Here is a 21,359-nt window from a genome sequence, read left to right on the forward strand (position 1 = left end):
AGGGTAGTGAGAGGTTTTCCACCTACCAACCACCCTTTTCATTTAATTCGTATAGGTATTTCCAATTGGAAATATTATGCTGTAGTTTCTTCGCCTTGGTTAGCTTCCATAACTGCATCAGCCATTTTACCTGTCAGCAATTTAACAGCGCGGATCGCGTCATCATTACCTGGGATAACATAGTCGATTTCGTCTGGATCGCAGTTTGTATCAACGATACCCACGATTGGGATACCCAATTTGCGAGCTTCAGCAACCGCGATACGTTCTTTGCGTGGATCAATGATGAACAGAGCACTTGGAAGGCCCTTCATGTTTTTGATACCGCCCAAGAATTTTTCAAGACGATCTTTTTCTTTGCGAAGAATGATAACTTCTTTTTTAGGAAGAACAGCAAATGTACCGTCTTCTTCCCAAGCTTCCAATTGCTTCAAACGATCAATACGTTTTTGAATAGTTTGGAAGTTAGTCAGTGTACCACCCAACCAACGTTGGTTGATGTAGAATTGACCAGCGCGTGCTGCTTCTTCTTTAACGGAATCTTGTGCTTGTTTCTTCGTGCCTACGAATAGAATTGTACCATTCTCAGCTGCAATGCTTTTTACGAAGTTGTAAGCTTCCTCAACCTTTTTCACTGTCTTTTGCAAGTCAATGATGTAAATACCGTTTCTTTCAGTGAAGATATAACGATCCATTTTCGGGTTCCAGCGACGTGTTTGGTGACCAAAGTGAACCCCAGCTTCCAAAAGCTGTTTCATGGAGATTACTGCCATCTTCACGCACCTCCTAAGTTTGGTTTTTTGTGTGTCCTCCGCCGATATCATTTTTTATAAAGACTCTCTAATTGAAAGCACCCTTTATAAAATTAACCGACGTGCGTTTTTAACACCGTCAATTAATATACCATAACACTTGCAGCGTTGCAACCAGCTTTTCGACAATAGTTGAAACCGTGTAAAAAGGTCCTGTACACTTTCATCTATCTAACTCCGGACATTGGGAATTTGAGAGTCACGCAGGATTATTGCTCACAATCGGTCTTAGTGAGGGACCACAGGATGATATCGAAGACTTGCTGAGTCATAAGCTGTAGCTTATCGCGATCCACATCACCTCCGACTCGTTCAATATGTCGCTTCCTCGTACAAATGCGCAGGCAACGCCTGCACGAACGGCGTCCAATTCCCCGTCGTGTAAAGATGAAGTCGATGCATGGCTCGCGTACATGCTGTATAAAGAAGCTTGCGTTCGTTGACCCGGCTGTAAGCTTCGGACGATGCATCGTAGACCAAAACTGCATCGAACTCGACACCTTTGGCAAGATACACCGGAATAACCATTACTCCTTTTTCAAATTCTAACGTCTCCTTTGTAATGAGCTGCAGAGCTTCACCTCCATGAATCCGTAACGATTCATAGGCCTCGCGACTTTCGACTCCGGTCTTCGTAATGACAGCAATGGAATCGAAGCCCTCGGCTTTGAGTGCTGCAATGTCTGCCAGGATCTGCACATTACGTTTCTCCCTACCGCCTAGTCTCGTGAGAAGTGGTTTTAGGCCTCCTCTTTCAAACGGTGCAATTTCTTCTCCGCCTGGAAGCATCAATCTCGTAAATTCAACGATTTCTTTCGTTGAACGATAACTTCGTACCAAGCGGAAAAGGGTTGTTTCAGCTTCGCCGAAAAGGCGAACAAGCGGCGAATCAGATGCATCCAGACTGGTGGCCTGCATAAAGATTGCTTGCCCAAAATCGCCGAGCACCGTCATTCGGGCACGAGGGAACAGCTTTTTTAGATATTCATATTGAAACGGCGAATAATCCTGTCCCTCATCAACGAAAACATACCGTATTTCCGTGTTCGTCCGCACACCTTCGATCAGTTCTTTTACGTACAAATATGGAGTCGCATCCTCGTTGAACAACTCGTTCCGGTGCAGCATTTCCATGGTTTGCCTGCATATTTCAGGCCATAGTGAAGGGATACCGATCCCATTTGTTCTCTCCAAATAAGTGGCTTCGTCAACAAACAATTGGCTATATATGCCTTTGATATCTACAAACAAAAGTTTTTTCACGATTTTCCTTAGTGGTTTAAAGCTTTCTTTCACGATCCTACGACGGAGCAATTCTTCCTCCCTCCGGGCGAAGTCAAAGTCGCCTTCATCTTCCCGACGCTTGCTTTTCATTTTCTCACGAACTGCAGCGTATTGTTCCGCAACGTCGAATACTCCCCTCTCTTTATGCAGCATTCTGAAAACTTCGGCATACTGCTCAGCGTCGAGATAATTCAACTCTTCCTCAACCCAAAGCGCATCACGTTCCATGTGTTCCAGCGAGGCCAGTTCATTCAGCAGCCATTCTTGCAAAAGGACGACACGATTGTACAATGGCAATGAGCGGTCATAATCGTAAAACTTTGCTCTCATTCGCTCAGCGGTAATTAAATCACGGTTCCGAAACCGAATATCGTTGAATTGCATGCCTTCCTGTCCCAACCATATTCCATAGTTCTGCAGAGCTTGCAGGAAAGCATCGGAAGCTTTATACTCGATCCCCTGAAGGCGGGCCTCATATCCCGGCGCTCCTTGTGCGGTTAGTACATATTCGATCTGATCAAAGGGGCCCTCGGACTGTAACGAGGAACCTAACCAATAGTCGAGATATTCCTGAAAAGTCGTCTGCTGCATATTCTCTTCACCGAGCTCCGGAAGCACGGTGGAGATATAGCTGGAAAACATCGGATTCGGTGAGAAAAGAACGACCTGATCGGCCTTGATCGTCTGTCGGTGTTTGTATAGCAAATACGCCACCCGCTGCAATGCCACGGAAGTCTTACCGCTGCCAGCCGCCCCCTGCACGATAAGCATCCGGCTCTTGTCATTGCGGATAATGGCGTTTTGTTCCTTCTGGATCGTGGCCACGATACTCTTCATTTGCGAGTCCGCACCTTTGCCAAGCACTTGCTGCAGGACTTTGTCTCCGATCGTTTCACTGGCGTCAAACATGTTGCGGATTTGCCCGTTTTGAATCTGGAATTGTCGTTTGAGCTCCATCGTCCCTTCGATTCGTCCGACCGGCGCGACATAAGACGCCAGGCCTGGGGTGCAATCGTAGTACAGGCTCGCGATTGGCGTACGCCAGTCATAGATCAGAAAGCTCAATCCATCTTCGTCGACGAAGGAAGATACACCGATATAGATCTGCTCGTTGAAACCCAGACCATCCTCTTGAAAGTCGAGACGCCCGAAATAAGGAGACGGGAGTAGACGATTCATACTTTTCCATTGCTGTATCAACAGCTTGTGACCACGCTCCCGTTCGGCCAATACCGCAGACTGCTGGTTTATCGTATAGAAGGTTTCTTCGAAATCTTCGTATGTGCTTGTGTTAACCGTAACTTCTTCCCAAAATCGCTTACGGATGTCCGTAGCTTGCTCCCACAGTCCGGTAACCTTCGGCTCCAGTTCGGCGATTCTCTCCTGCAGCTTGTGCCTGACTCGTTCCAACCGCTCCTGTTCTTGTCGCCAATCTTTCGCTTCCATGTTTTTTGAACACACTCCTTTTTCCGTTTTTTTGGGGCGTAAAAAAGAGCATTGACAAATCAAATCTCCAGATGTACAATTATACTAGGAATAATATTGAATATATCTAATGATTTAATTTGTCAATACCGCTATCGATTTTATCATAGCGGCGTTTTGCGTTCAATTTATTTTTTATTGTCCTTTGGTAGTACTGAACACTGATATGGATTGAGAAAGTTTTAACAAGACACTTATTCACCCTGTACGTAAAATAAAAGCCGTCCTCTGCCCGATTAGGTCAGTTGGACGGCTTCTTCGTTATTTTAGTAATAATAGAACTGAAATCCTCACCTTTAGCAAACTGATAGGTGCCTGTACGAATTTTAGTATTGATTTTTTGAGCCTTAGCGGCCGCCTCAAACGCATTGGCATCCGATACAACTCCTGCCCGTTCCAATCCTGACGCTACACTCCTCAAATTGCTACCCGATGCAATGCTATATTGCACTTGTGGGGTGGCTGGCTGCTTGGGAATATTGGGAGTGGTTGTAGTCTCAGCCCTTTGAGTTTGCGGCTTGTTTGGACTTTGTGGTACCGACATGCTGATCGAAGGCTTAGAAGCAGCCGAGGATGTACTGTTTGCAGGTACCTTTGGTGTTGATGGTGTTTGGGCTGGCTTAGCCTTTTGAGGTGCAACAGGAGTTTTGTTGCCTTCTTTGATCAGCTTATTCCGCCATTCCTCTTCTGTCATTTTTGGATCAGAACTGTCACTGATCTGAAGATTTAACTCCGCTGCTGCCTTTTCTAGTTGTTCTCGCGTCATGTCTTTCGGGTCTACTGAAGACTGGCGCGACTGCCCTTGCCCAATTATCGCCAGCTGCAACAGCAATGCCCCCATGATAAGACCCGTACCCATGCCTAACATAAATGAGCGATTTTTGATCACGTCACATCCTCCCGTTCTGCGAGTTGTAATATGAGCTGCACTTCGCCCCGCTGGATGCCTGATTGCTTGGCTATATAATCCACCGACTTGCCTTGCTCATGCATTGCGAACAACTCTTGATAACGATCCCGGATGGACTCTGGTTCCTGCTCAGTTTGAGGCTCCTGCAATGCGGTCTGCTCCTCCATAGTCACAAAAGGAGCTTCTTCTGAATCTAAAACTGGCACAGATACGGCGGCAAGCATTGCCTGACGCTCCAGCTCCACAATACGGCTCCGAAGCTCAGCTACTTGCTCCTGTAACGCTGCCTGCTTAACCGCATGCTCCTGCTTCATACCAGATACAAGCTCAATCAGCTCGTCATTGTCATTTTCAATATCGGCCATGTATTGCTCCAATGTAGCCTCAACCTTTTGAACGACGGCCTCTTCTGTTCCCCGGCTTGGCTGGCGCTTTGGCAGAAGCCAGGCGTAGACAACAGCTGCGGCTCCCAGCAGAACAATATAAATCCATGGTTGATCCACTGCCCATCGTCTCCTTTAATTACGCTTCTCTGCCCATCGGATCAGAGCGAAAAATCAATATGATGTCCCTTATACGGATGCTCTGCCGGATGCTCCTTAGGCAGCTCAGCCTCATCTGAGCGGGAGCGGCTCTGCTGGGAAGAATCTCTACTCTGCTCACCTGTTTGCCTCTCACCAACAAATGTTTCCGCAGATTGATCTATGGCACTGCTTCGCTGACGCATGTTCTCCGTCTCCAGCGCAGCCTTTTGTCCAAGTAATGCCTGGTCATTCATCGGCCGCTGCTGGGACTCGCTATGGTATTTCCCCACTTCACTGGTACGAGGTACAGCAATTTGCAATTCAACAGCCTTCAAGCTCATTGGACCACACCCTTTCCGATTGGGCATCCGTATCAGACTACCGAGAAATATAATAAATTGTATTATTATCAGTATATTGAATTACATGTAGGAGGACATGCTGATATCTCCCTCATGATAATAAAACGCCATTCTTTCCAAAGAATCTTTAATAAATTTTGTATATCTGCCGATAACTATTTTAGAGCCACCGTAAATCACATTTTTTACTTCTACCCGGGCGCGGCTCGTATCTTCTAATGTTCGTTCAATTTCAAGCATTCTGGACTTTGTTTCCAATAGTTCTTGTTCATTTGATTTTTTCGTAGATGTCAGCTTGATTCGCATAGCCATTCTATCAGGTGCGAGTTGTCCGGCAGCCGCGAGCTGATCCAATATTGTAAGAGCCTTGTTCGTTTTATCCTGGCTGTCTGTCTGCTGCTTCAACCGTGCACGGAGTTCTGTCAGTTCATCACGCAGTTCGGGAAGCACGCCCACTTCGATATTAGTAGCTGTAGACATCGTATTACCGATGGTACGTGCCACTACCTTTTTACCAGCTTGTACACTGCCACCTACGATAAGTCCTTTTGTCCCTTCGCAGATTACATTATTACTCGCTTTGATCTGGGAATGCATGATGCTTTGGGATACAAGTACATCGCCTCCCGCAATTACGTTACCATCTTGTATAAACGAGCATTTCACATTTTGTGCAGCTTTTACGAATCCTTTATGGTATCCGATAATACCACCGCTAATTTCCACTGAACCATCCGCCTCTATTTCAGCGCCTTCTACACCGCCAATGACACGAATATCGCCAGCCGCCCGAACACGAAAACCTGTCAAAACATTGCCACGAATGACGACGGTTCCAACAAAATCAATGTTACCGACGCTGTAATCAATGTCTCCGTTCACTTCATACACCGGGAACACATTAAGCTTGCCTTTTTCAGTTGTAGTCACTAAGCCATCAATAGCTGCGTACATCGCAACGCCTTCCGGATGGATCACTACATTTTTTCCAACTTTAAAACGCGCCTCTTTGCCTGGAAGAAAAGGGATTTCCTCTCCGGTTACAGCAATTCCCGGTACACCTGGCAGAGGGTCCACCCGTTCGGCAATCAGTTGTCCACGTTTCACATTTCTTAAACGAGTTAATTCCTTATAATCCACCCGTCCATCGACCGTTTCAAGTGGCTTATGTGCATCTTCACCGGTCACAATATCGGCCAGATTAATTTTTCCGTCTGTACCGTGGATCGGCGGCTTTCCCTGAGCAATCAGTAATTTCCCGAAGAAATGATCTTCCGGATTTGCCGCAAATGTGTGAATTGCATCGGTAATTAGACCGTAGGTTATTTTTTGGTTGCTTAGAAAACGTTCTATTTCTTCTACAGAACAGGCAAAGCCTTCTTCACGTTTGGCAAACTCCAAGTAGGCGGATTGTTTGTCAGGTGAGACAACCACTTTTAAAAACTGATCCAAAGCATACTGCTTCTCCACATGGGTGCTCCTTCCGTCTAACTGTTACTGTAACCTCCCGTACGTTAATCTTTACGCATTAGCAAATCCCGTTGTTTGTCCAGTGTCGCTCTCAGACGTAATATTGCTTTGGAATGCAACTGAGAAATTCGCGAAGGAGAAAGTGACATGACCTCAGCAATTTCGCTGAGTGACAAATCCTCGTAATACAATAAAGAAACAACGATACGCTCTTTTTCAGTTAACTTATCAATGCCTTGTGCCAAGGCGTCACGAAGTGTGAATTCATTAACCTTATGATCCGGATTTTTCGCCTTTTCGTCCACCAACAGGGAAAGCCTTGTTTCCGACTCTTCTTCACGGATCGGGTCTTCCAGTGAGACAATCGACATCACGGCGACCTCCTGGATCATACTTTGAAATTCTTTTTCGGATACGTCCAAATAATGACTCATCTCTTCATCGCTTACTGTGCGTAAATATCTCTGTTCTAAATGCTGGTAGGCGTCTTCGATTTTTTTCGCTTTTTCCCTGACTGAACGAGGAACCCAATCTCCTTGACGAAGACCATCCAAAATTGCTCCACGAACACGCCAAGAAGCATAAGTCTCAAACTGCAAACCACGCTCATAATCAAATTTCTCTAAAGCATCAATCAAACCCATAACGCCGTTGCTCGCCAGATCATCCTTGGATACATTTTTAGGTAGGCCTACTGCAAGACGACCCGACACATATTCCACAATATGGAGATACTTCTCAATTAACTGCTTTTTCGCTTCCTTGTCACCGTGTTCTTTCCATTGCTCCCACAGCTCGGAATGGTTCAAATGAGCGGCTTTTCGCTCGTTCATCGGCTTCACCCTCCTTATTTGTCTGTCAGGTGACGAACGGCCTTGGCCAATTCTTCAGGGTCCTTGTTGGAAACCAGTTTAGGTGGGTTTAAAGGTGCGAAACCATTATTTCCCTCGTCCGTCTGCTCTGGTTTCGGTTTTAGCAATTCATTCAGGTTTTCATTTTCGTCTGGTGTCGTCAGGTCCAGATTTCCCCCTACGCCGTCTACCTGAGAGCTTGCCCGGTCTTGGGCATTCCCCAGATCTGGCCGCGCCACTACACCCAGTGTCCAGCGCAGCACAAATGCAAGTAGGAACCAAAAAACGAAGGCGATTAAGCCACGAATTAAGCTCGTGGTCAGCAGATTGCTGCCAACGGACAACACAAAAGTCAGAATAAATCCGACTACTCCAGACCAAAGATTAATGCGTAAGCTACCAAATAACATGTTTATAATTCCTTTACACCTTTTTGTACGCTTCGAATATTCAAAACGCCAGTTTCAGAGTCCAACTCAATCGTTCGTCCATAATTGCCACCTGTATCTTCCGCAATCAAAGGAATGCCCAGATCTACAAGCATTTCCTTACAGGATTCTACATTGCGCGGGCCAATCCGCATGGTGTCTCCACTACCGGCAAAGGCAAACATCTGCGCTCCTCCTGCCATTTTGGCAATCAGTCTGCGCCGCTCAGCACCCAGTTTCAACATTCGCTCCAACAACTCTGGCAACGCGGTATCCGCATATTTGGCAATATTCAGCTGCCCTTCACGGGCAATATCCGAGGACGGTAACATCACATGTGCCATGCCTGCCAGCTTCAAATGAGGATCATAGAGGGTCAATCCGACGCAGGAGCCAAGTCCTGTCGTGCGAATCGAGTTCGGGTTGCTAGTAACATTTAAATCTGCCATGCCGACTTTAATGATGCTTTTATCCTCAATCATCGTTCATCGGGACTCCTAACGACCTAAAGATTTTCCCGAACGATTCTGGATCAGGAATCAGGAAAAATTGACCCTCAATCTGATTCTGCCCTTCCAGAAACGATGTGTCAATCAATAAAGCAGCATCTCCCATCTGCCCAAACTGCAGCAGTCCGTAGCTGAGAATAGCTCCTGCCATATCCAGTGCGAGCGCAGGGACTGTCGGGTACATGGATAAACGTGTGAAATCCGCCAACGAAGAAAGATAAGAGCCGGCTAAAATATTACCGATCTCCGACAGGGCTGAATGCTCCATTTCGTTAAAGCTATCTTCGTCATCCGAAGGAATATTCGCCAAACGGGATAGTAAGCTTTTTGCCGCCTGAGGTTGCAATATGAAGAATAGATTACCAGGTGCTTCCCCTTCGACCCTAAAAAATATTGCAACAACAAGCTGTTCATTTCCGCCGACTTTGTCCGCAATTTCCTCAAAGGGCAGCATTTGCACTTTGGGCACACCCATATCGATCGGTTTATTGAGAAGCCGGGAGAGCGCTGTAGCAGCGTTTCCCGAGCCAATGTTGCCGACTTCTTTCAATACATCCAACTTGAAGTCTTCAAGATTTCCCAGATTTTCCATATGTTAATCCTCTAAGCCTTCCAGTTGGTTCATCTCGCTACGGTTCAAAACTTCGGACAAGTTGAGCATAATCAGCAGACGTTCTTCACCAATTTTAGCAACTCCGCGAAGGTATTTAGCCTTAACTCCGCCAACTACTTCCGGTGGTGTCTCAATGTTGTCAGTATTCAGGTCAATCACGTCATTCGCTGAATCCACGATAAAGCCGACTTGCATCTCGCCCACAGCAACGATAATAATGCGGGTTTGATCGGTATATTCAGCTTCAGGTAATCCAAAACGGCCACGAAGATCAATAACCGGAATAACCACGCCTCTCATGTTGAATACGCCTTTTACAAAATCGTAAGTTCTCGGAACTCGTGTAATCGGCACCATGCGTTCAATAGATTGGACTTTTTCTACTTCAACACCGTATTCCTCTTCACCTAGCTTAAATACGATAACTTTAATTTCTTCTCCCATGTCTAAAAACCCTCCTTATTGATGTCAGCAATCTCACATTTCTTTCATTTTTAATAGAGACATTATTTAATGAAAACATTTGGGTCAATGATCAAGGCAACCTGACCGTCACCCAGAATCGTGGCACCCGAAATCCCTTGGATGTTTGGAAGATACTTGCCCAGATTTTTAAGGACGATTTCACTTTGTCCCAAAAAGTCCTGTACAGAAAGGGCTGCCAGACGGTCTCCCTTACGGATGACCACAACCTCTGTCTCTTCTTCTTCATCTTCGTTGAAGTCCGGTACCTCAAACAGCTGACTCAAGGAGATAAGCGGGATATGAGAATCGCGGAAAGCAATCATTTTATTGCCATGCACAGAACGGATTTGCGTACGTTTGACGATCGCAGTTTCCACAATCGAAGACAAAGGAATCGCATATTTTTCAGAACCGATCTGTATCATCATGGCTGCAATAATGGATAGGGTCAGCGGCAATTGTACTGAGAAATTCGTGCCCTGTCCCAATGTGGAGTGAACCGTAACATTACCACCTAAAGCGGTAATTTTGGATTTAACAACATCCAGACCGACACCGCGTCCCGATACGTCTGAGATGACCGCAGCTGTACTAAAGCCCGGAGCAAACAATACCTGATAGGCTTCTTCGTCAGTCATGGAAGCGGCTTGTTCTGCTGTCAAAATTCCTTTGGAAATAGCACTGTTCAGTACTTTCTCACGGTTAATTCCGTTCCCATCATCCTCAATTTCGATAAATACGTTATTACCGCTATGAAAAGCACGCAGTTGAACCGTTCCTGTCTCTGGTTTGCCAGCTGCAATTCGGTCAGCTACCGACTCGATGCCATGATCCACAGAGTTACGAAGCAAATGCACCAAAGGATCGCCAATCTCGTCGATCACAGTCCGATCCATTTCAGTCTCTGCTCCAGTAATCACCAATTCCAGTTTTTTATCCAGTGACTTGGCCAGATCACGAACCATACGCGGGAAACGGTTGAAAACAGTATCTACAGGTACCATCCGCAATTTAAGAACAACGTTTTGCAAATCACTGCTCACACGACTCATATGTTCAACCGTTTCTGTCAGTGCTGGATTAGAAGCCTCACTGGCTAATTGTTCTAACCGCACACGGTCAATGAGCAACTCGCTGAATAAATTCATAAGTACGTCCAGACGTTCAATATCTACACGAATCGTACGATTGTGTGTAGGGGCAGCCGCCTTGGCTGCTGGTGCTTTACCAGCGGCTGGCTTGGCGACAGAGGCTGCAGCTGGAGACTGCGGCTGGGATGGAGCGAGTGGCTGCACGGCAACAGGTGCTTCCTGTACCGCCGCTGTCTCAGCGAGCCCAGCAGTAACTTCGCTCATTTGTTTAAGCGATTCCTGATCCAGTTGTACCACTGAGACCGTGTCGATTTCAGAGATACCCGCGATTTCCTTTTCCAGCTCCGCAACTTCTTTCTGCGTTATGTAATATAACGAGAAGCTTTGTTCGAATTTTTCCTGCTCGATATCCTGTACGGACGGATAGGCCTTGACGATTTCACCGGAGTTTTCCAGTGTGTTGAATACCATAAAGGCACGCGCAGCCTTCAGCTGGCTCTCTGAACTGATTGTTACCTGTATATAGTGAACACGATGTCCTTCTGAAATCGACTGCTCCAGTACAGAATATTGGAACTGGTCCAAGACAAGTCCAGCACTATCGTTAGTGCCCGCTTTTGTAGCAGGAGACTCTTGGGTGGCGGCGTTTGAGCCGGACTTTAGGAAATCCCCGCTTACGATGGATTGCAGTGAGGATACAATAGAGGAGACATCCGCTTTTCCATCGCCTCCCTCTGTAATGTGCTGCACCATGGACTCCAGCGCATCCAATCCCTTAAATAAGGTATCGAATATAAATTCATGCATCGCCAGCTTGTTGTTACGTACCAGATCAAGAACGTTTTCCATTTGGTGAGTGAGCGATGCCAGGTCTTCAAACCCCATTGTAGCAGCCATTCCCTTGAGGGTATGGGCAGAACGGAAAATCACCTGAACGATGCCTAGATCGGTTGGGTTGCTTTCCAGTTGAAGCATATTTTCGTTAAGAGATTGCAGATGATCATTCGACTCATCAATAAACATGTTTAAATATTGGTTCATGTCCATTGTGAGACACCTCCTCCATGAGTTACACTCCGATTATTTCACAACTTGTACAAGCTTAGGGGCGATCTCCTGCATAGGCAGAAGGTGACGCACACATTTTAATTCAACTGCTGAGCGGGGCATTCCGTACACTACACAAGTCTCCTCATTTTCAGCAAATGTGGATTGAACCCCAGCATCATAAAGCTTTTTCATCATTTTAGCCCCGTCGCTCCCCATTCCAGTAAGCAATACTAGATGTCTTTCCAGCGAGGTTAGAGAGAGCAGCGATTCGAACATCGTATCTACGGAAGGTCGGTGACCATTGCGTGCCTCCTCCATCTTCAGTGACACCGTGTATTTACCACCAGCTCCAGACACAATTCTGAGCTGATATCCCCCTGGAGCAATGTAGGCTGTTCCTGTCTCCAGTGTCATTCCCTGCTCAGCCTCCACAACTCGTAATGGACTCAACGTATTCAAACGTTGTGCTAGCGAACGAGTGAAGTTTGGCGGCATATGCTGAACAATAACGATGGGAGCTGGAAAATCTCCAGGAATGCGCTCCAACAGCGTCTTGAGCGCGCGCGGTCCGCCTGTAGAACATCCGACCGCCACCAGTTTTCGAAAGCTGGACGAATGCACACCTTTTTTAAGTGAAAATCCATTTGGTGCTGCTGGCGCTGTAGGTGCCGTTACTGGAGGCGTTGTAGCCGCAGGAGTGGAAGAAGCTGATGAAGTTACCGTCTTGCGTGACTCCGGCTTAACCAGTCCTGCTTTGTCCTTACTCTGCATCGCTTTTCCAGCGGCCGGATCGGAACTTTTCGCTTGTCCTGGCGTTCTTCCCGTACCCAAGGATAAGTTCTCCTTCTTCTGGGCATTCGGCGCTTGCACTGGTTTCCTTGGCTGAACTGCTGGCTGGTCAACGCGGCTACCCGTGGCAGATGTGCCAGACAGCTGTTTTTTGCTTTCCTGTTTAGCAGCTGGCGCGACGGACTTTCCAGTATCTCGCTTTGGCTGAGCTGATGCAGCTGGTGGAGGAGCAAGCGGAACAACAGGAGGCTTGTCTAGCGAAGCTTGACTTCCAGCTCGTTTCTCAGTCATAGCCTGTCCAGGCGGCTTTTCCATTGGCGTTTTTTTCGCTTGTTCCAATGCAGCTTTGCGCTCATTAGCTTCTTTGCGCTCCAAGCGGCTACGTACTGCTTGCATAGCAGTATGCATCTGTTCAAGCAACGCCTTGCTCACCTGCTCAATATCTTGTGCATGAGCAATGGAAGGCTTTCTTATAAAATCGAAAGCCCCTGCCTCCAGAGCCATAATGGTCTCCTTCATGCCTTGTTCATTAATGCCTGACAACATAATGACAGGTAGTGGATGGGCTGCCATAATCAGTGGCAACGCTTCAAGACCATTCATTTCAGGCATTTCGACATCCATGGTGACCAAATCAGGCTGCAACTCTTTCACTTTCTCTACAGCCTCTCTGCCGTTGGCGGCTGTACCTACGATGTTGAACGACTCATCCCTTACAATTAAGTCTGTAATAATTTTGCGCATAAAGGCTGAATCATCTACAACCAGCACCCGGTAAGCACACATGTTTAACACCCCTGTTTCCTCTCATCAAAAATCAATGCATAGAACGCCGCAACCATTTTTGCATAAATCCTTTAATTCCACTCAGTGCACCTGATTGTGGAACCTGTGGCGTTGCTGCAAAACGGTGTGCCAGATTTAGTACATCTCTTGAAGCCGCACATCCCGGAAAAGCAACCATAAAAGGTACTTGTCTTTTGACTGCCTGCATGACATGAGTATCATCACTGATATGTCCAAGCAGCGGGATTTCGATCTCCAAAAATCGTTTCGCAACAAGTGCGATTTTATCGGCAACTTGACGGGCCTCATTATCGTTATCGGCACGATTGACTATAATTTTGAATACCGTATCCTTCTGCAACCCGTTGACGACTTTAATTAGTGCATATGCATCTGTTAAGGACGTCGGTTCTGGGGTGGTTACTACCATACATTCGTCAGCTGAAGTGATGAACTTAAGGTTTTCCTTGGATAAACCTGCACCTGTATCAAAAAGAATATAATCCATGTCTGCTGCCATTTTTTCTACTTCTTCGGCAAAATAATTCAGATTCTCATCCGATAACGCAAACAGTTCGCTCAAGCCTGATCCTCCGGCAATATAAGGCAAACCACCTATACCCATTTGAATAATCTCATCAATTGACTTTTCACGTTTTAATAGGTGAAGAAGATTGTATTGGGAATGGGCCCCCATCAATACATCAATATTGGCCATACCGATATCTGCATCAAACACAAGTACCTTTCGGCCAAGAGATTGCAGGGCCAAAGCAAAGTTCAGCGTAAAATTAGATTTGCCTACCCCGCCTTTGCCACTGGTAATCGTTATAATTTTTGCGTGACGATTACGTGGAGGCAATCGATACTTATCCAAGGATGAAGCCATTTGTCTAAGTGATTGGGCTTGATCACTCATATGGAATCTCCATTAACTCCCGGCGATCCTTTGGCTCCAAGCAGCATACTCGTCACCATTTCTGCATCGGGATGAAGCAGGTCGTCAGGAACATTTTGCCCATTGGTAATATAGGCCAGCTGCATCGGAAACTGGTGCAAAAGATTAAACATCCCGCCACAACTGCCTGTCTCATCCATCTTGGTAAATACAACCTTACTAAGACCAAACTTACTAAAATGTCCAGTTATATTGAGCATATCTCTGCTTTTGGATGTCAGGCTGAGTACCAGATACGTCTCACTTTCATTAACAGGTGAAAGCAGACTTTGCAGTTCTGATACAAGCAGTTCATTACGATAATTCCGCCCCGCAGTATCCATGAGGATCAAGTCACAATGCTCCAAGCGTTGAATAGCTCTTTGGACGTCGCCGGGAGATTGCACAACTTCAAGCGGTACATTCAAAATCGTAGCATATGTACGCAGTTGCTCGACGGCTGAAATCCGGTACGTGTCTGAAGTAATAAATCCAACTTTGCGATGGTGCTTGAACAATTGTTCCGCTGCCAATTTAGCAATGGTTGTCGTTTTTCCCACCCCGGTCGGACCTGCAACATACACAATTTTGGTATCTTGGGAGATCCCTTTATCCAGTCTTGTCTGTATAAAACCGGTGACTTCCTCGCGAAAGGCTTGTTCCCAATCAAAAGTTTCAGGCGCAAGAGGGTGCTCACTTCGACGCACATATACCTGTTCGATCCAATATTCCAGTAAATCACGTTCTACTTCCTGTTCCAACACATGCTCACAAATCTCTTGCAGCGCCTCCGGCCAAGTACTTTCCATTGAAGCGTTTCTGGAAAATCGAGTCATCATCGCCTTCATTTCCCGCAATTCATTAAGTAATGCCTGATTTTCCTCTGCTCCGCTCTTGTCTGGAACACTTGCTTCGGTTGGCCGTTTATAAAGTTCACTGGATGATTTCATGTTCGAAGTCACTACTTCGTGATCAAGTGTCTGAGATGTAGTCTCCAGGTTATTAGCAGGCTTAAGCGACAAAGGCTCAGTCCCTGATGCAGCTTGTTCTGTATTAACCGTTAATTCAGCTTGTCCTTCTTTGGAATTGCCAGTTATCTGTTGTGTAACCCGTCGATAGGCTTCTGGAGCTACCTGTCTTGGGACTACAGGGACTAATGACTTTTCCGGTTGCTCAGGGACGTCCATTAGAGGAAAAGCAGCTTGGGCAAGCTGCTGTGACGATCGTTCAGCCCGCCGAGGCTTTGGTGGTTGCTGCTCCTCAACTGCAGCAACCACTTCAATTTTCTTTTTACTAAACATCCCCATAAAACCGCCGACCTTTACTTCCTTTGTACTCAAAATGACGGCATCTGTTCCTAAGTCACCCCTGATTTGCAGCATGGCCTCTGGCATGGTATCCACTACATATCGTTTCACTCTCATAAGTTCACCACCCCGACACTTTGAATTTCAACGTTCGGCTCCAGCTCACTGTACGACAGCACCGGGACATCCTGCATCGTCCGCTCCATCACTTGCCGCAAATACATACGTATTGTCGGTGACGTTAACACAATAGGCTGTTGTCCAGATTGAATAAGACGGTTGATTTGTTCCATCATTTTTTGATACACCGTTTGCGTTGACACCGGATCAAGAGCCAAATAGCTGCCTTGCTCCGACTGCTGCACGCTCTCAGCAATTTTCTTCTCCAATCCTGGTCCCACGGTAATAACACGCAACGTTTCTCCTTGCTGTGCAAATTGCTGCGTAATCTGGCGTGATAACGCTTGACGAACATATTCTGTCAGCACGTCTGGATCTTTTGTATAAGTACCATAGTCAGCCAGTGTCTCGAATATAGTCACCATATCGCGAATAGAAATTTTTTCTTTCAACAGCTTGGCCAGCACTTTTTGTACATCGCCAATCGCCAGTACAGAAGGAATAAGGTCGTCCACCAGCACTGGATAATTCTCCTTGAGATTATCAACCAGTGACCGTGTTTCCTGTCTGCCAAGCAACTCATGGGCATGTTTCTTAATCGTCTCTGTTAGATGAGTAGCTACAACTGAAGGTGGGTCAACTACCGTATAACCTGACAGTTCAGCAACATCCTTGGTGTTCTCGTCTATCCAGAGCGCAGGCAAGCCGAAGGCAGGTTCTGTCGTTTCAATCCCTGTAATAGAATCGTCGTCGTATCCCGGACTCATAGCCAGATAATGATTCAACAACAGCTCTCCGCCGCCTACCGTATTGCCTTTAATTTTAATTACATATTCGTTTGGCTTGAGCTGAATGTTGTCCCGAATACGAATGACTGGCACAACCAACCCGAGCTCCAAAGCACATTGACGGCGAATCATAATGATCCGATCCAATAGATCACCGCCTTGCTGTGTATCCGCTAACGGAATCAAACCGTACCCAAACTCAAATTCAATCGGATCTACTTGAAGCAAATTAATAACACTTTCCGGACTGCGCACCTCTTCGATTTGTTGCTCCTCCTCCAACTGCTCTTCAGCTATTTGCTTGCGTTCCATATTGCCCTGCATTCTTCGGGCTGCGAAAAACAATAGAATTGCCAGTGGAAGAGTTGTAATAATATGAATAGGCGTGAAAAGGCCCAATAATGCAATGGTGGCAGCTACAATGTATATCAATTTTGGATAAGAAAAGAGCTGTCCGGTTAAATCCTCTGCCAAGTTGCCATCCGACGTAGCCCGCGTAACAATCAAACCTGACGCCGTGGATATGAGCAACGCAGGAATCTGGCTGACCAATCCATCACCGATCGTGAGAACAGAATACGTAGACAGTGCTTCTTGAAATCCTTTTCCCTGAACGGCCATACCAATAATAAATCCGCCCACCAGGTTAATGACCAAAATGATAATACTGGCAATCGCATCACCTTTAACGAATTTACTCGCACCATCCATAGCTCCGTAAAAATCCGCTTCTCGTTCGATTTTACTGCGTCGCTCACGGGCTTGCTGCTCATTAATCAGACCTGCATTCAAATCAGCATCAATACTCATTTGTTTACCTGGCATCGCATCCAATGTAAACCGGGCGCCCACCTCAGCTACCCGCTCAGATCCCTTGGTGATCACAATGAACTGTACGACCACTAGAATGAGAAAGACAACAAAGCCGACGGCAATTTGACCGCCTGCAATCCAGCTACCAAACGTGGCAACTACTTCGCCGGCATGGCCTTCACCTAAAATAAGTTTGGTCGTAGATATGTTGAGCGCCAAACGAAATAACGTTGTAATGAGCAGTAATGAAGGAAAGATAGAGAATTGCAAAGCTTCCTTCGTGTTCATTGATACGAGCAAAATCATTAAAGCAATAGAAATATTAATGACGAGTAGAACATCCAGCAGCCATGAAGGGATCGGGAGAATCATCATAAGAACGATACCGATGACGCCTGCAAGGACGGTTATTTCTTTTATTTTCACGGGTCTCTTGGCCTCCGATCCCTTTATTTCACTTTACCTTTTAATTTATATACATACGCCAGCACTTCGGCAACGGCCTGAAAAAGATCAGCTGGTATCGCATCCCCGATTTCGGCTCTTTGAAACAGCGCCCGCGCCAGCGGCTTGTTTTCCATCGTAATAACGCCGTTTTGCTTGGCAATTTCCTTAATTCGGAGCGCGACATAGTCTTGTCCTTTTGCAATAATCTGCGGCGCTTCCATCTCCGAACCATCATATTTCAAAGCCACAGCAAAGTGCGTAGGGTTGGTGATGATGACATCTGCATTAGGAACCTCCTGCATCATGCGCTGCATAGCCATACGGCGCTGGCGCTCGCGGATTTTCCCTTTGATCAGCGGGTCACCCTCCATTTTTTTGTACTCATCCTTAATGTCCTGTTTGGACATTTTCAGATTTTTCTCGTGCTCAAAACGTTGATACATATAATCCAATATCGCTAAAATGAACAGCACCACACCAATTTTGAGCCCTAGTTCCATTGTTAATGAAGCTGTAAAACTCAACATCTGATCGCCGGACATCTCAGCTAGTTTGGGGAGGTCGGCCTTTGTTTTCCAAAGTACGCTGTACACCAGATAACCAATTACGGTCATTTTTAAAACAGATTTTAGGAATTCAACCAATGACCTCATGGAAAAAATGTTTTTAAAGCCTTTAATCGGGTCAATCTTGCTAAACTTGGGTGTAATGCCCTCACCGGTTAATAAAAAACCGATTTGCATGTAATTCGCTGCGATCCCAATGACAATGGCACCAACAAAAATGGGAGCCAGCATAATCAAGATTTGCACGCCATATTCACCCATCATCAGTAGCGTTGTGTTCGGTGTTACTTCCATAGAAAGGCGATTCATGAAAATATCCCGAAACAAGCGGACCGCATGATCCTTAAAATACCCGCCGAAAATCATGAGGCAAAAAAACGTAACCAGCAGGACACCAGCAGCGGGCAACTCCATGCTCTTGGCAACCTGCCCTTTTTGTCTTGCATCCTGTTTCTTTTTGGGTGTAGCTTTTTCCGTTTTTTCCCCTGAGAACAACTGCAGGTTCATAGCATATTTAAATGACAAACTACGTTCCTCCAGACCAGACATTAAGGACGATTACCCATAATATCCAACAAGTTGCGCATGGATTCGAACATCACAGAAAACAATCTTTCGAATATAAAAGCAAAACCTGGCATGAGAAGCATTAACATGAACAATCCCACAATAATTTTAAGCGGCACACCAATGACAAAAATATTAAATTGCGGTGCTGTTTTAGCTAAAAATCCAAGTCCCACATCCGTTAAAAAGGTAGCTACTACAATAGGAGCAGCAATTTGAAAGGCCAGCATAAAAGATTCCGCAAAGGAACGTACCAGGAATTCAGTTACACTGCCACCATACAGCTTTATAAAAAAATCATTTGTCAGTGGTATCCAATCATAACTGTATAAGATAGCATTTAGCAGATGATGGTGCCCGTTGATGCTCAAAAAGAACAAAACAGCTATAGCGAATTTGAAATTACCCGTTAGAGGCGTTGAGGCCCCTGTCATCGGATCAAATACACTGGCCATTCCGAACCCCACCTGTAGGTCAATAAATGAACCTGCGGTTTGGATCGCTGTCATGAACAGATATGCAGTAAACCCTAGCAACAACCCAATCAGCACCTCACGGCCTACTAACAGCACATACGCTTCATCTGTCGGCACCTGTTGATGCGTACCATAAGTAAGGTACACGACCAAAGCCAGAAAACCTGAAATTCCGACCTTAAAGATATTAGGTACCCCTCGGGTTGAAAAAATAGGCGCTACTACAAAAAACGAGGTAATCCGACAAAAAATCAACAAAAAAACAGGAAAACTCTGCAACAATATGTTCATAACTTTCAGCCTAACCTATATATTTGTACAAATTGTCCAGAATGTTATACGTAAAGTCTACTAATGTGGTCAATATCCAGGGCCCAAACAAAAGCAATGCCAGCAATACGGCGACAATCTTCGGAACAAAGGCTAGTGTCTGCTCCTGAATCTGAGTTGTCGCTTGAAAAATACTGATGATCAAACCCACGACTAGTCCCAAAATCAGCATCGGAGCACTCACCTTGAGTACAGTGTACACCGCTTGCCCAGCCAGGGAAATAATAAACTCCGAAGTCATTGCCGTCCTCCTTGATTGCTGTCCTTGCAGAAAGTATTCATGTATTAAAACTTAGAAGTAATGATTTGACGACCAAATACCAACCGTCTACAAGTACAAAAAGCAGTATTTTGAAAGGAAGCGAAATCATTACCGGCGGTAGCATCATCATCCCCATAGCCATAAGTGTACTGGACACTACTATGTCTATAACTAAAAAGGGTATGAAAACCATAAAGCCCATCTGAAATGCCGTTTTCAACTCACTGATTGCATAAGCCGGAACCATCACCGTTAAGGGAATATCTTGATAATTCTTTGGCTTTTCCATCTTGGTGTATTTCATAAAAAGTAGTAGATCCTTCTCACGTGTATGAGAGAACATAAAAGTCTTCATTGGTACCGATGCCTTATCCAGTGCCTGAGACTGTGTTATATCCCCCTTGAGATACGGCTGGAGCGCAGTTTCGTTCATAGCTGAGAAGGTCGGTGCCATAATAAATAAGGTGAGAAACAAGGCCAGTCCAACAAGCACCTGATTGGGCGGCATCTGCTGAGTTCCCAGTGAAGTTCGCACAAAGCCAAGCACAATCACGATACGCGTAAAACTTGTCATCAGTACCAGCAATGCGGGCGCTACACTAATGACAGTAATAAGTAAAATAATAGACAGCGAGGTGGCACCGGGCTGTCCTTTGTCCGAATTGCCGACTTGAATATCAATGTTCGGAATCGGTTCCGCAGAGGCCGCCGTCACCGAAATGAAGCTGAACAAGACAAGCAGCAAACATGCTAGTATAATCTTTTTTCTCATGAATCTCCCGACCGATCTGTAGTATTCTCCTCATTGCGCAGCTTTTCAAGTTTGTCCTTGCGGTTCGGCATCTGCCGAAGCTTGGATTCAAACATCTCATGAAAAGACGTCTCCTCTTCAGGTTGCTGCTGCTGTGCCGCGTTGTTCCGGCGAAGCTTATCCGCAATTTTAGCGAATAGCGGGGCAATCGGGCCGCGCTGCAGGGAAGCTTCCTGCTCCAGTGCGGCCAAAATTTGCTCCACTTCTTCAGGATCGGACACTTTGTCAACAAGCCGGATATCTTCTCCCACACCAATGAGGTACACACTGCTACCAACTTCAACAAGCTGAAGGGATTTATTGGGGCCAAGCCCCACGCCTCCCAGTATGCGAACGGAGCGGTTGCTGAACCAGCTCTGATTTCTTTTACTCAAAAACCGTATCAAGTACACGATCAGTACGATGATAAAGATTAGCACGAAAAGGACCCAGGCAATGTTTCCTATATTGCTGGATGTACTCAAAGCGTCAGAGGCACCCTGTTGTGTATCCATACTGAATGCGCC

21 protein-coding genes are annotated in these 21,359 nt (G+C 45.9%); all 21 read right to left on the reverse strand.

Features of this window, described 5'->3' with window-relative positions; genetic code table 11:
• Positions 1–74 precede the first annotated feature (74 nt).
• The 21 genes from rpsB to ACQQ6X_RS17160 all read right to left on the reverse strand — a co-directional run bounded on the left by rpsB (position 75) and on the right by ACQQ6X_RS17160 (position 21,347).
• Positions 75–773: a 30S ribosomal protein S2 gene (gene rpsB / locus ACQQ6X_RS17060; protein WP_013309916.1), complete on the reverse strand. Its 699-nt coding sequence runs from the start codon at positions 771–773 to the stop codon at positions 75–77.
• Between the two features lie 351 nt (positions 774–1,124).
• Positions 1,125–3,542, reverse strand: coding sequence for an RNA polymerase recycling motor HelD (gene helD / locus ACQQ6X_RS17065; RefSeq protein ID WP_305166310.1), 2,418 nt, complete (start codon positions 3,540–3,542; stop codon positions 1,125–1,127).
• A 280-nt stretch (positions 3,543–3,822) separates the two neighbouring features.
• A complete protein-coding gene (locus ACQQ6X_RS17070) occupies positions 3,823–4,470 on the reverse strand; it encodes an endolytic transglycosylase MltG (protein WP_305166311.1) in 648 nt (215 codons plus the stop codon).
• The gene (locus ACQQ6X_RS17075) at positions 4,467–4,994 is read right to left on the reverse strand and encodes a DUF6115 domain-containing protein (protein ID WP_305166312.1); all 528 of its coding nucleotides are present in this window, start codon (positions 4,992–4,994) and stop codon (positions 4,467–4,469) included. Before ACQQ6X_RS17075 ends, ACQQ6X_RS17070 begins: the two co-directional genes overlap by 4 nt.
• Positions 4,995–5,035: 41 nt before the next feature.
• A complete protein-coding gene (locus ACQQ6X_RS17080) occupies positions 5,036–5,356 on the reverse strand; it encodes a hypothetical protein (protein WP_063208911.1) in 321 nt (106 codons plus the stop codon).
• Between the two features lie 81 nt (positions 5,357–5,437).
• The gene (locus tag ACQQ6X_RS17085) at positions 5,438–6,847 is read right to left on the reverse strand and encodes a DUF342 domain-containing protein (protein ID WP_305166313.1); all 1,410 of its coding nucleotides are present in this window, start codon (positions 6,845–6,847) and stop codon (positions 5,438–5,440) included.
• Between the two features lie 44 nt (positions 6,848–6,891).
• Positions 6,892–7,680, reverse strand: coding sequence for a FliA/WhiG family RNA polymerase sigma factor (locus tag ACQQ6X_RS17090; protein ID WP_016820968.1), 789 nt, complete (start codon positions 7,678–7,680; stop codon positions 6,892–6,894).
• 14 nt (positions 7,681–7,694) lie between these two features.
• Positions 7,695–8,108 (reverse strand): hypothetical protein, encoded by a 414-nt coding sequence (locus tag ACQQ6X_RS17095; protein WP_013370699.1) that lies wholly within the window; start codon positions 8,106–8,108, stop codon positions 7,695–7,697.
• 2 nt (positions 8,109–8,110) lie between these two features.
• A complete protein-coding gene (locus tag ACQQ6X_RS17100; RefSeq protein WP_040101561.1) occupies positions 8,111–8,608 on the reverse strand; it encodes a chemotaxis protein CheD in 498 nt (165 codons plus the stop codon).
• Positions 8,601–9,227 (reverse strand): chemotaxis protein CheC, encoded by a 627-nt coding sequence (locus ACQQ6X_RS17105; RefSeq protein ID WP_040101562.1) that lies wholly within the window; start codon positions 9,225–9,227, stop codon positions 8,601–8,603. Before ACQQ6X_RS17105 ends, ACQQ6X_RS17100 begins: the two co-directional genes overlap by 8 nt.
• A gap of 3 nt (positions 9,228–9,230) precedes the next feature.
• Positions 9,231–9,692, reverse strand: coding sequence for a chemotaxis protein CheW (locus ACQQ6X_RS17110; protein ID WP_013370696.1), 462 nt, complete (start codon positions 9,690–9,692; stop codon positions 9,231–9,233).
• A gap of 62 nt (positions 9,693–9,754) precedes the next feature.
• The gene (locus tag ACQQ6X_RS17115) at positions 9,755–11,851 is read right to left on the reverse strand and encodes a chemotaxis protein CheA (RefSeq protein WP_305166314.1); all 2,097 of its coding nucleotides are present in this window, start codon (positions 11,849–11,851) and stop codon (positions 9,755–9,757) included.
• A gap of 33 nt (positions 11,852–11,884) precedes the next feature.
• The gene (locus tag ACQQ6X_RS17120; protein WP_305166315.1) at positions 11,885–13,429 is read right to left on the reverse strand and encodes a chemotaxis protein CheB; all 1,545 of its coding nucleotides are present in this window, start codon (positions 13,427–13,429) and stop codon (positions 11,885–11,887) included.
• A 31-nt stretch (positions 13,430–13,460) separates the two neighbouring features.
• On the reverse strand, positions 13,461–14,348 hold the full coding sequence (locus ACQQ6X_RS17125; protein ID WP_305166316.1) for a MinD/ParA family protein: 888 nt from the start codon (positions 14,346–14,348) through the stop codon (positions 13,461–13,463).
• Positions 14,345–15,790: a flagellar biosynthesis protein FlhF gene (flhF, locus tag ACQQ6X_RS17130; protein ID WP_305166317.1), complete on the reverse strand. Its 1,446-nt coding sequence runs from the start codon at positions 15,788–15,790 to the stop codon at positions 14,345–14,347. Before flhF ends, ACQQ6X_RS17125 begins: the two co-directional genes overlap by 4 nt.
• Entirely contained in the window at positions 15,787–17,820 is a 2,034-nt protein-coding gene (flhA, locus tag ACQQ6X_RS17135; RefSeq protein WP_305166318.1) for a flagellar biosynthesis protein FlhA, read from the reverse strand. The genes flhF and flhA overlap by 4 nt, the downstream gene beginning before the upstream one ends.
• A gap of 23 nt (positions 17,821–17,843) precedes the next feature.
• On the reverse strand, positions 17,844–18,956 hold the full coding sequence (flhB, locus tag ACQQ6X_RS17140) for a flagellar biosynthesis protein FlhB (protein WP_064798101.1): 1,113 nt from the start codon (positions 18,954–18,956) through the stop codon (positions 17,844–17,846).
• Positions 18,956–19,741, reverse strand: a complete 786-nt coding sequence (gene fliR, locus ACQQ6X_RS17145; protein ID WP_305166319.1) for a flagellar biosynthetic protein FliR — start codon at positions 19,739–19,741, stop codon at positions 18,956–18,958. Before fliR ends, flhB begins: the two co-directional genes overlap by 1 nt.
• A gap of 10 nt (positions 19,742–19,751) precedes the next feature.
• Positions 19,752–20,021 (reverse strand): flagellar biosynthesis protein FliQ, encoded by a 270-nt coding sequence (fliQ, locus tag ACQQ6X_RS17150; protein WP_010346369.1) that lies wholly within the window; start codon positions 20,019–20,021, stop codon positions 19,752–19,754.
• Between the two features lie 37 nt (positions 20,022–20,058).
• Positions 20,059–20,814 carry a flagellar type III secretion system pore protein FliP gene (gene fliP, locus ACQQ6X_RS17155; RefSeq protein WP_063208929.1) on the reverse strand — a complete coding sequence of 252 codons (756 nt, stop codon included), beginning with the start codon at positions 20,812–20,814 and terminating at the stop codon, positions 20,059–20,061.
• The gene (locus ACQQ6X_RS17160; protein ID WP_013370688.1) at positions 20,811–21,347 is read right to left on the reverse strand and encodes a flagellar biosynthetic protein FliO; all 537 of its coding nucleotides are present in this window, start codon (positions 21,345–21,347) and stop codon (positions 20,811–20,813) included. The genes fliP and ACQQ6X_RS17160 overlap by 4 nt, the downstream gene beginning before the upstream one ends.
• Positions 21,348–21,359 lie beyond the last annotated feature (12 nt).

Origin of the sequence: Paenibacillus ottowii (genome assembly GCF_050516475.1) — a bacterium.
Lineage (GTDB): Bacteria > Bacillota > Bacilli > Paenibacillales > Paenibacillaceae > Paenibacillus > Paenibacillus ottowii.

Coding starts and splice junctions, on each gene's coding strand:
- ACQQ6X_RS17090 (WP_016820968.1), bottom strand. CDS start 7,680: ATGAACGAGCGAAAAGCCGCTCATTTGAACCATTCCGAGCTGTGGGAG.
- ACQQ6X_RS17110 (WP_013370696.1), bottom strand. CDS start 9,692: ATGGGAGAAGAAATTAAAGTTATCGTATTTAAGCTAGGTGAAGAGGAA.
- rpsB (WP_013309916.1), bottom strand. CDS start 773: ATGGCAGTAATCTCCATGAAACAGCTTTTGGAAGCTGGGGTTCACTTT.
- ACQQ6X_RS17115 (WP_305166314.1), bottom strand. CDS start 11,851: ATGGACATGAACCAATATTTAAACATGTTTATTGATGAGTCGAATGAT.
- ACQQ6X_RS17095 (WP_013370699.1), bottom strand. CDS start 8,108: ATGTTATTTGGTAGCTTACGCATTAATCTTTGGTCTGGAGTAGTCGGA.
- fliR (WP_305166319.1), bottom strand. CDS start 19,741: ATGAACATATTGTTGCAGAGTTTTCCTGTTTTTTTGTTGATTTTTTGT.
- ACQQ6X_RS17100 (WP_040101561.1), bottom strand. CDS start 8,608: ATGATTGAGGATAAAAGCATCATTAAAGTCGGCATGGCAGATTTAAAT.
- flhF (WP_305166317.1), bottom strand. CDS start 15,790: ATGAGAGTGAAACGATATGTAGTGGATACCATGCCAGAGGCCATGCTG.
- fliP (WP_063208929.1), bottom strand. CDS start 20,814: ATGAGAAAAAAGATTATACTAGCATGTTTGCTGCTTGTCTTGTTCAGC.
- fliQ (WP_010346369.1), bottom strand. CDS start 20,021: ATGACTTCGGAGTTTATTATTTCCCTGGCTGGGCAAGCGGTGTACACT.
- ACQQ6X_RS17125 (WP_305166316.1), bottom strand. CDS start 14,348: ATGAGTGATCAAGCCCAATCACTTAGACAAATGGCTTCATCCTTGGAT.
- ACQQ6X_RS17160 (WP_013370688.1), bottom strand. CDS start 21,347: ATGGATACACAACAGGGTGCCTCTGACGCTTTGAGTACATCCAGCAAT.
- ACQQ6X_RS17105 (WP_040101562.1), bottom strand. CDS start 9,227: ATGGAAAATCTGGGAAATCTTGAAGACTTCAAGTTGGATGTATTGAAA.
- flhB (WP_064798101.1), bottom strand. CDS start 18,956: ATGTCTGGTCTGGAGGAACGTAGTTTGTCATTTAAATATGCTATGAAC.
- ACQQ6X_RS17120 (WP_305166315.1), bottom strand. CDS start 13,429: ATGTGTGCTTACCGGGTGCTGGTTGTAGATGATTCAGCCTTTATGCGC.
- ACQQ6X_RS17080 (WP_063208911.1), bottom strand. CDS start 5,356: ATGAGCTTGAAGGCTGTTGAATTGCAAATTGCTGTACCTCGTACCAGT.
- helD (WP_305166310.1), bottom strand. CDS start 3,542: ATGGAAGCGAAAGATTGGCGACAAGAACAGGAGCGGTTGGAACGAGTC.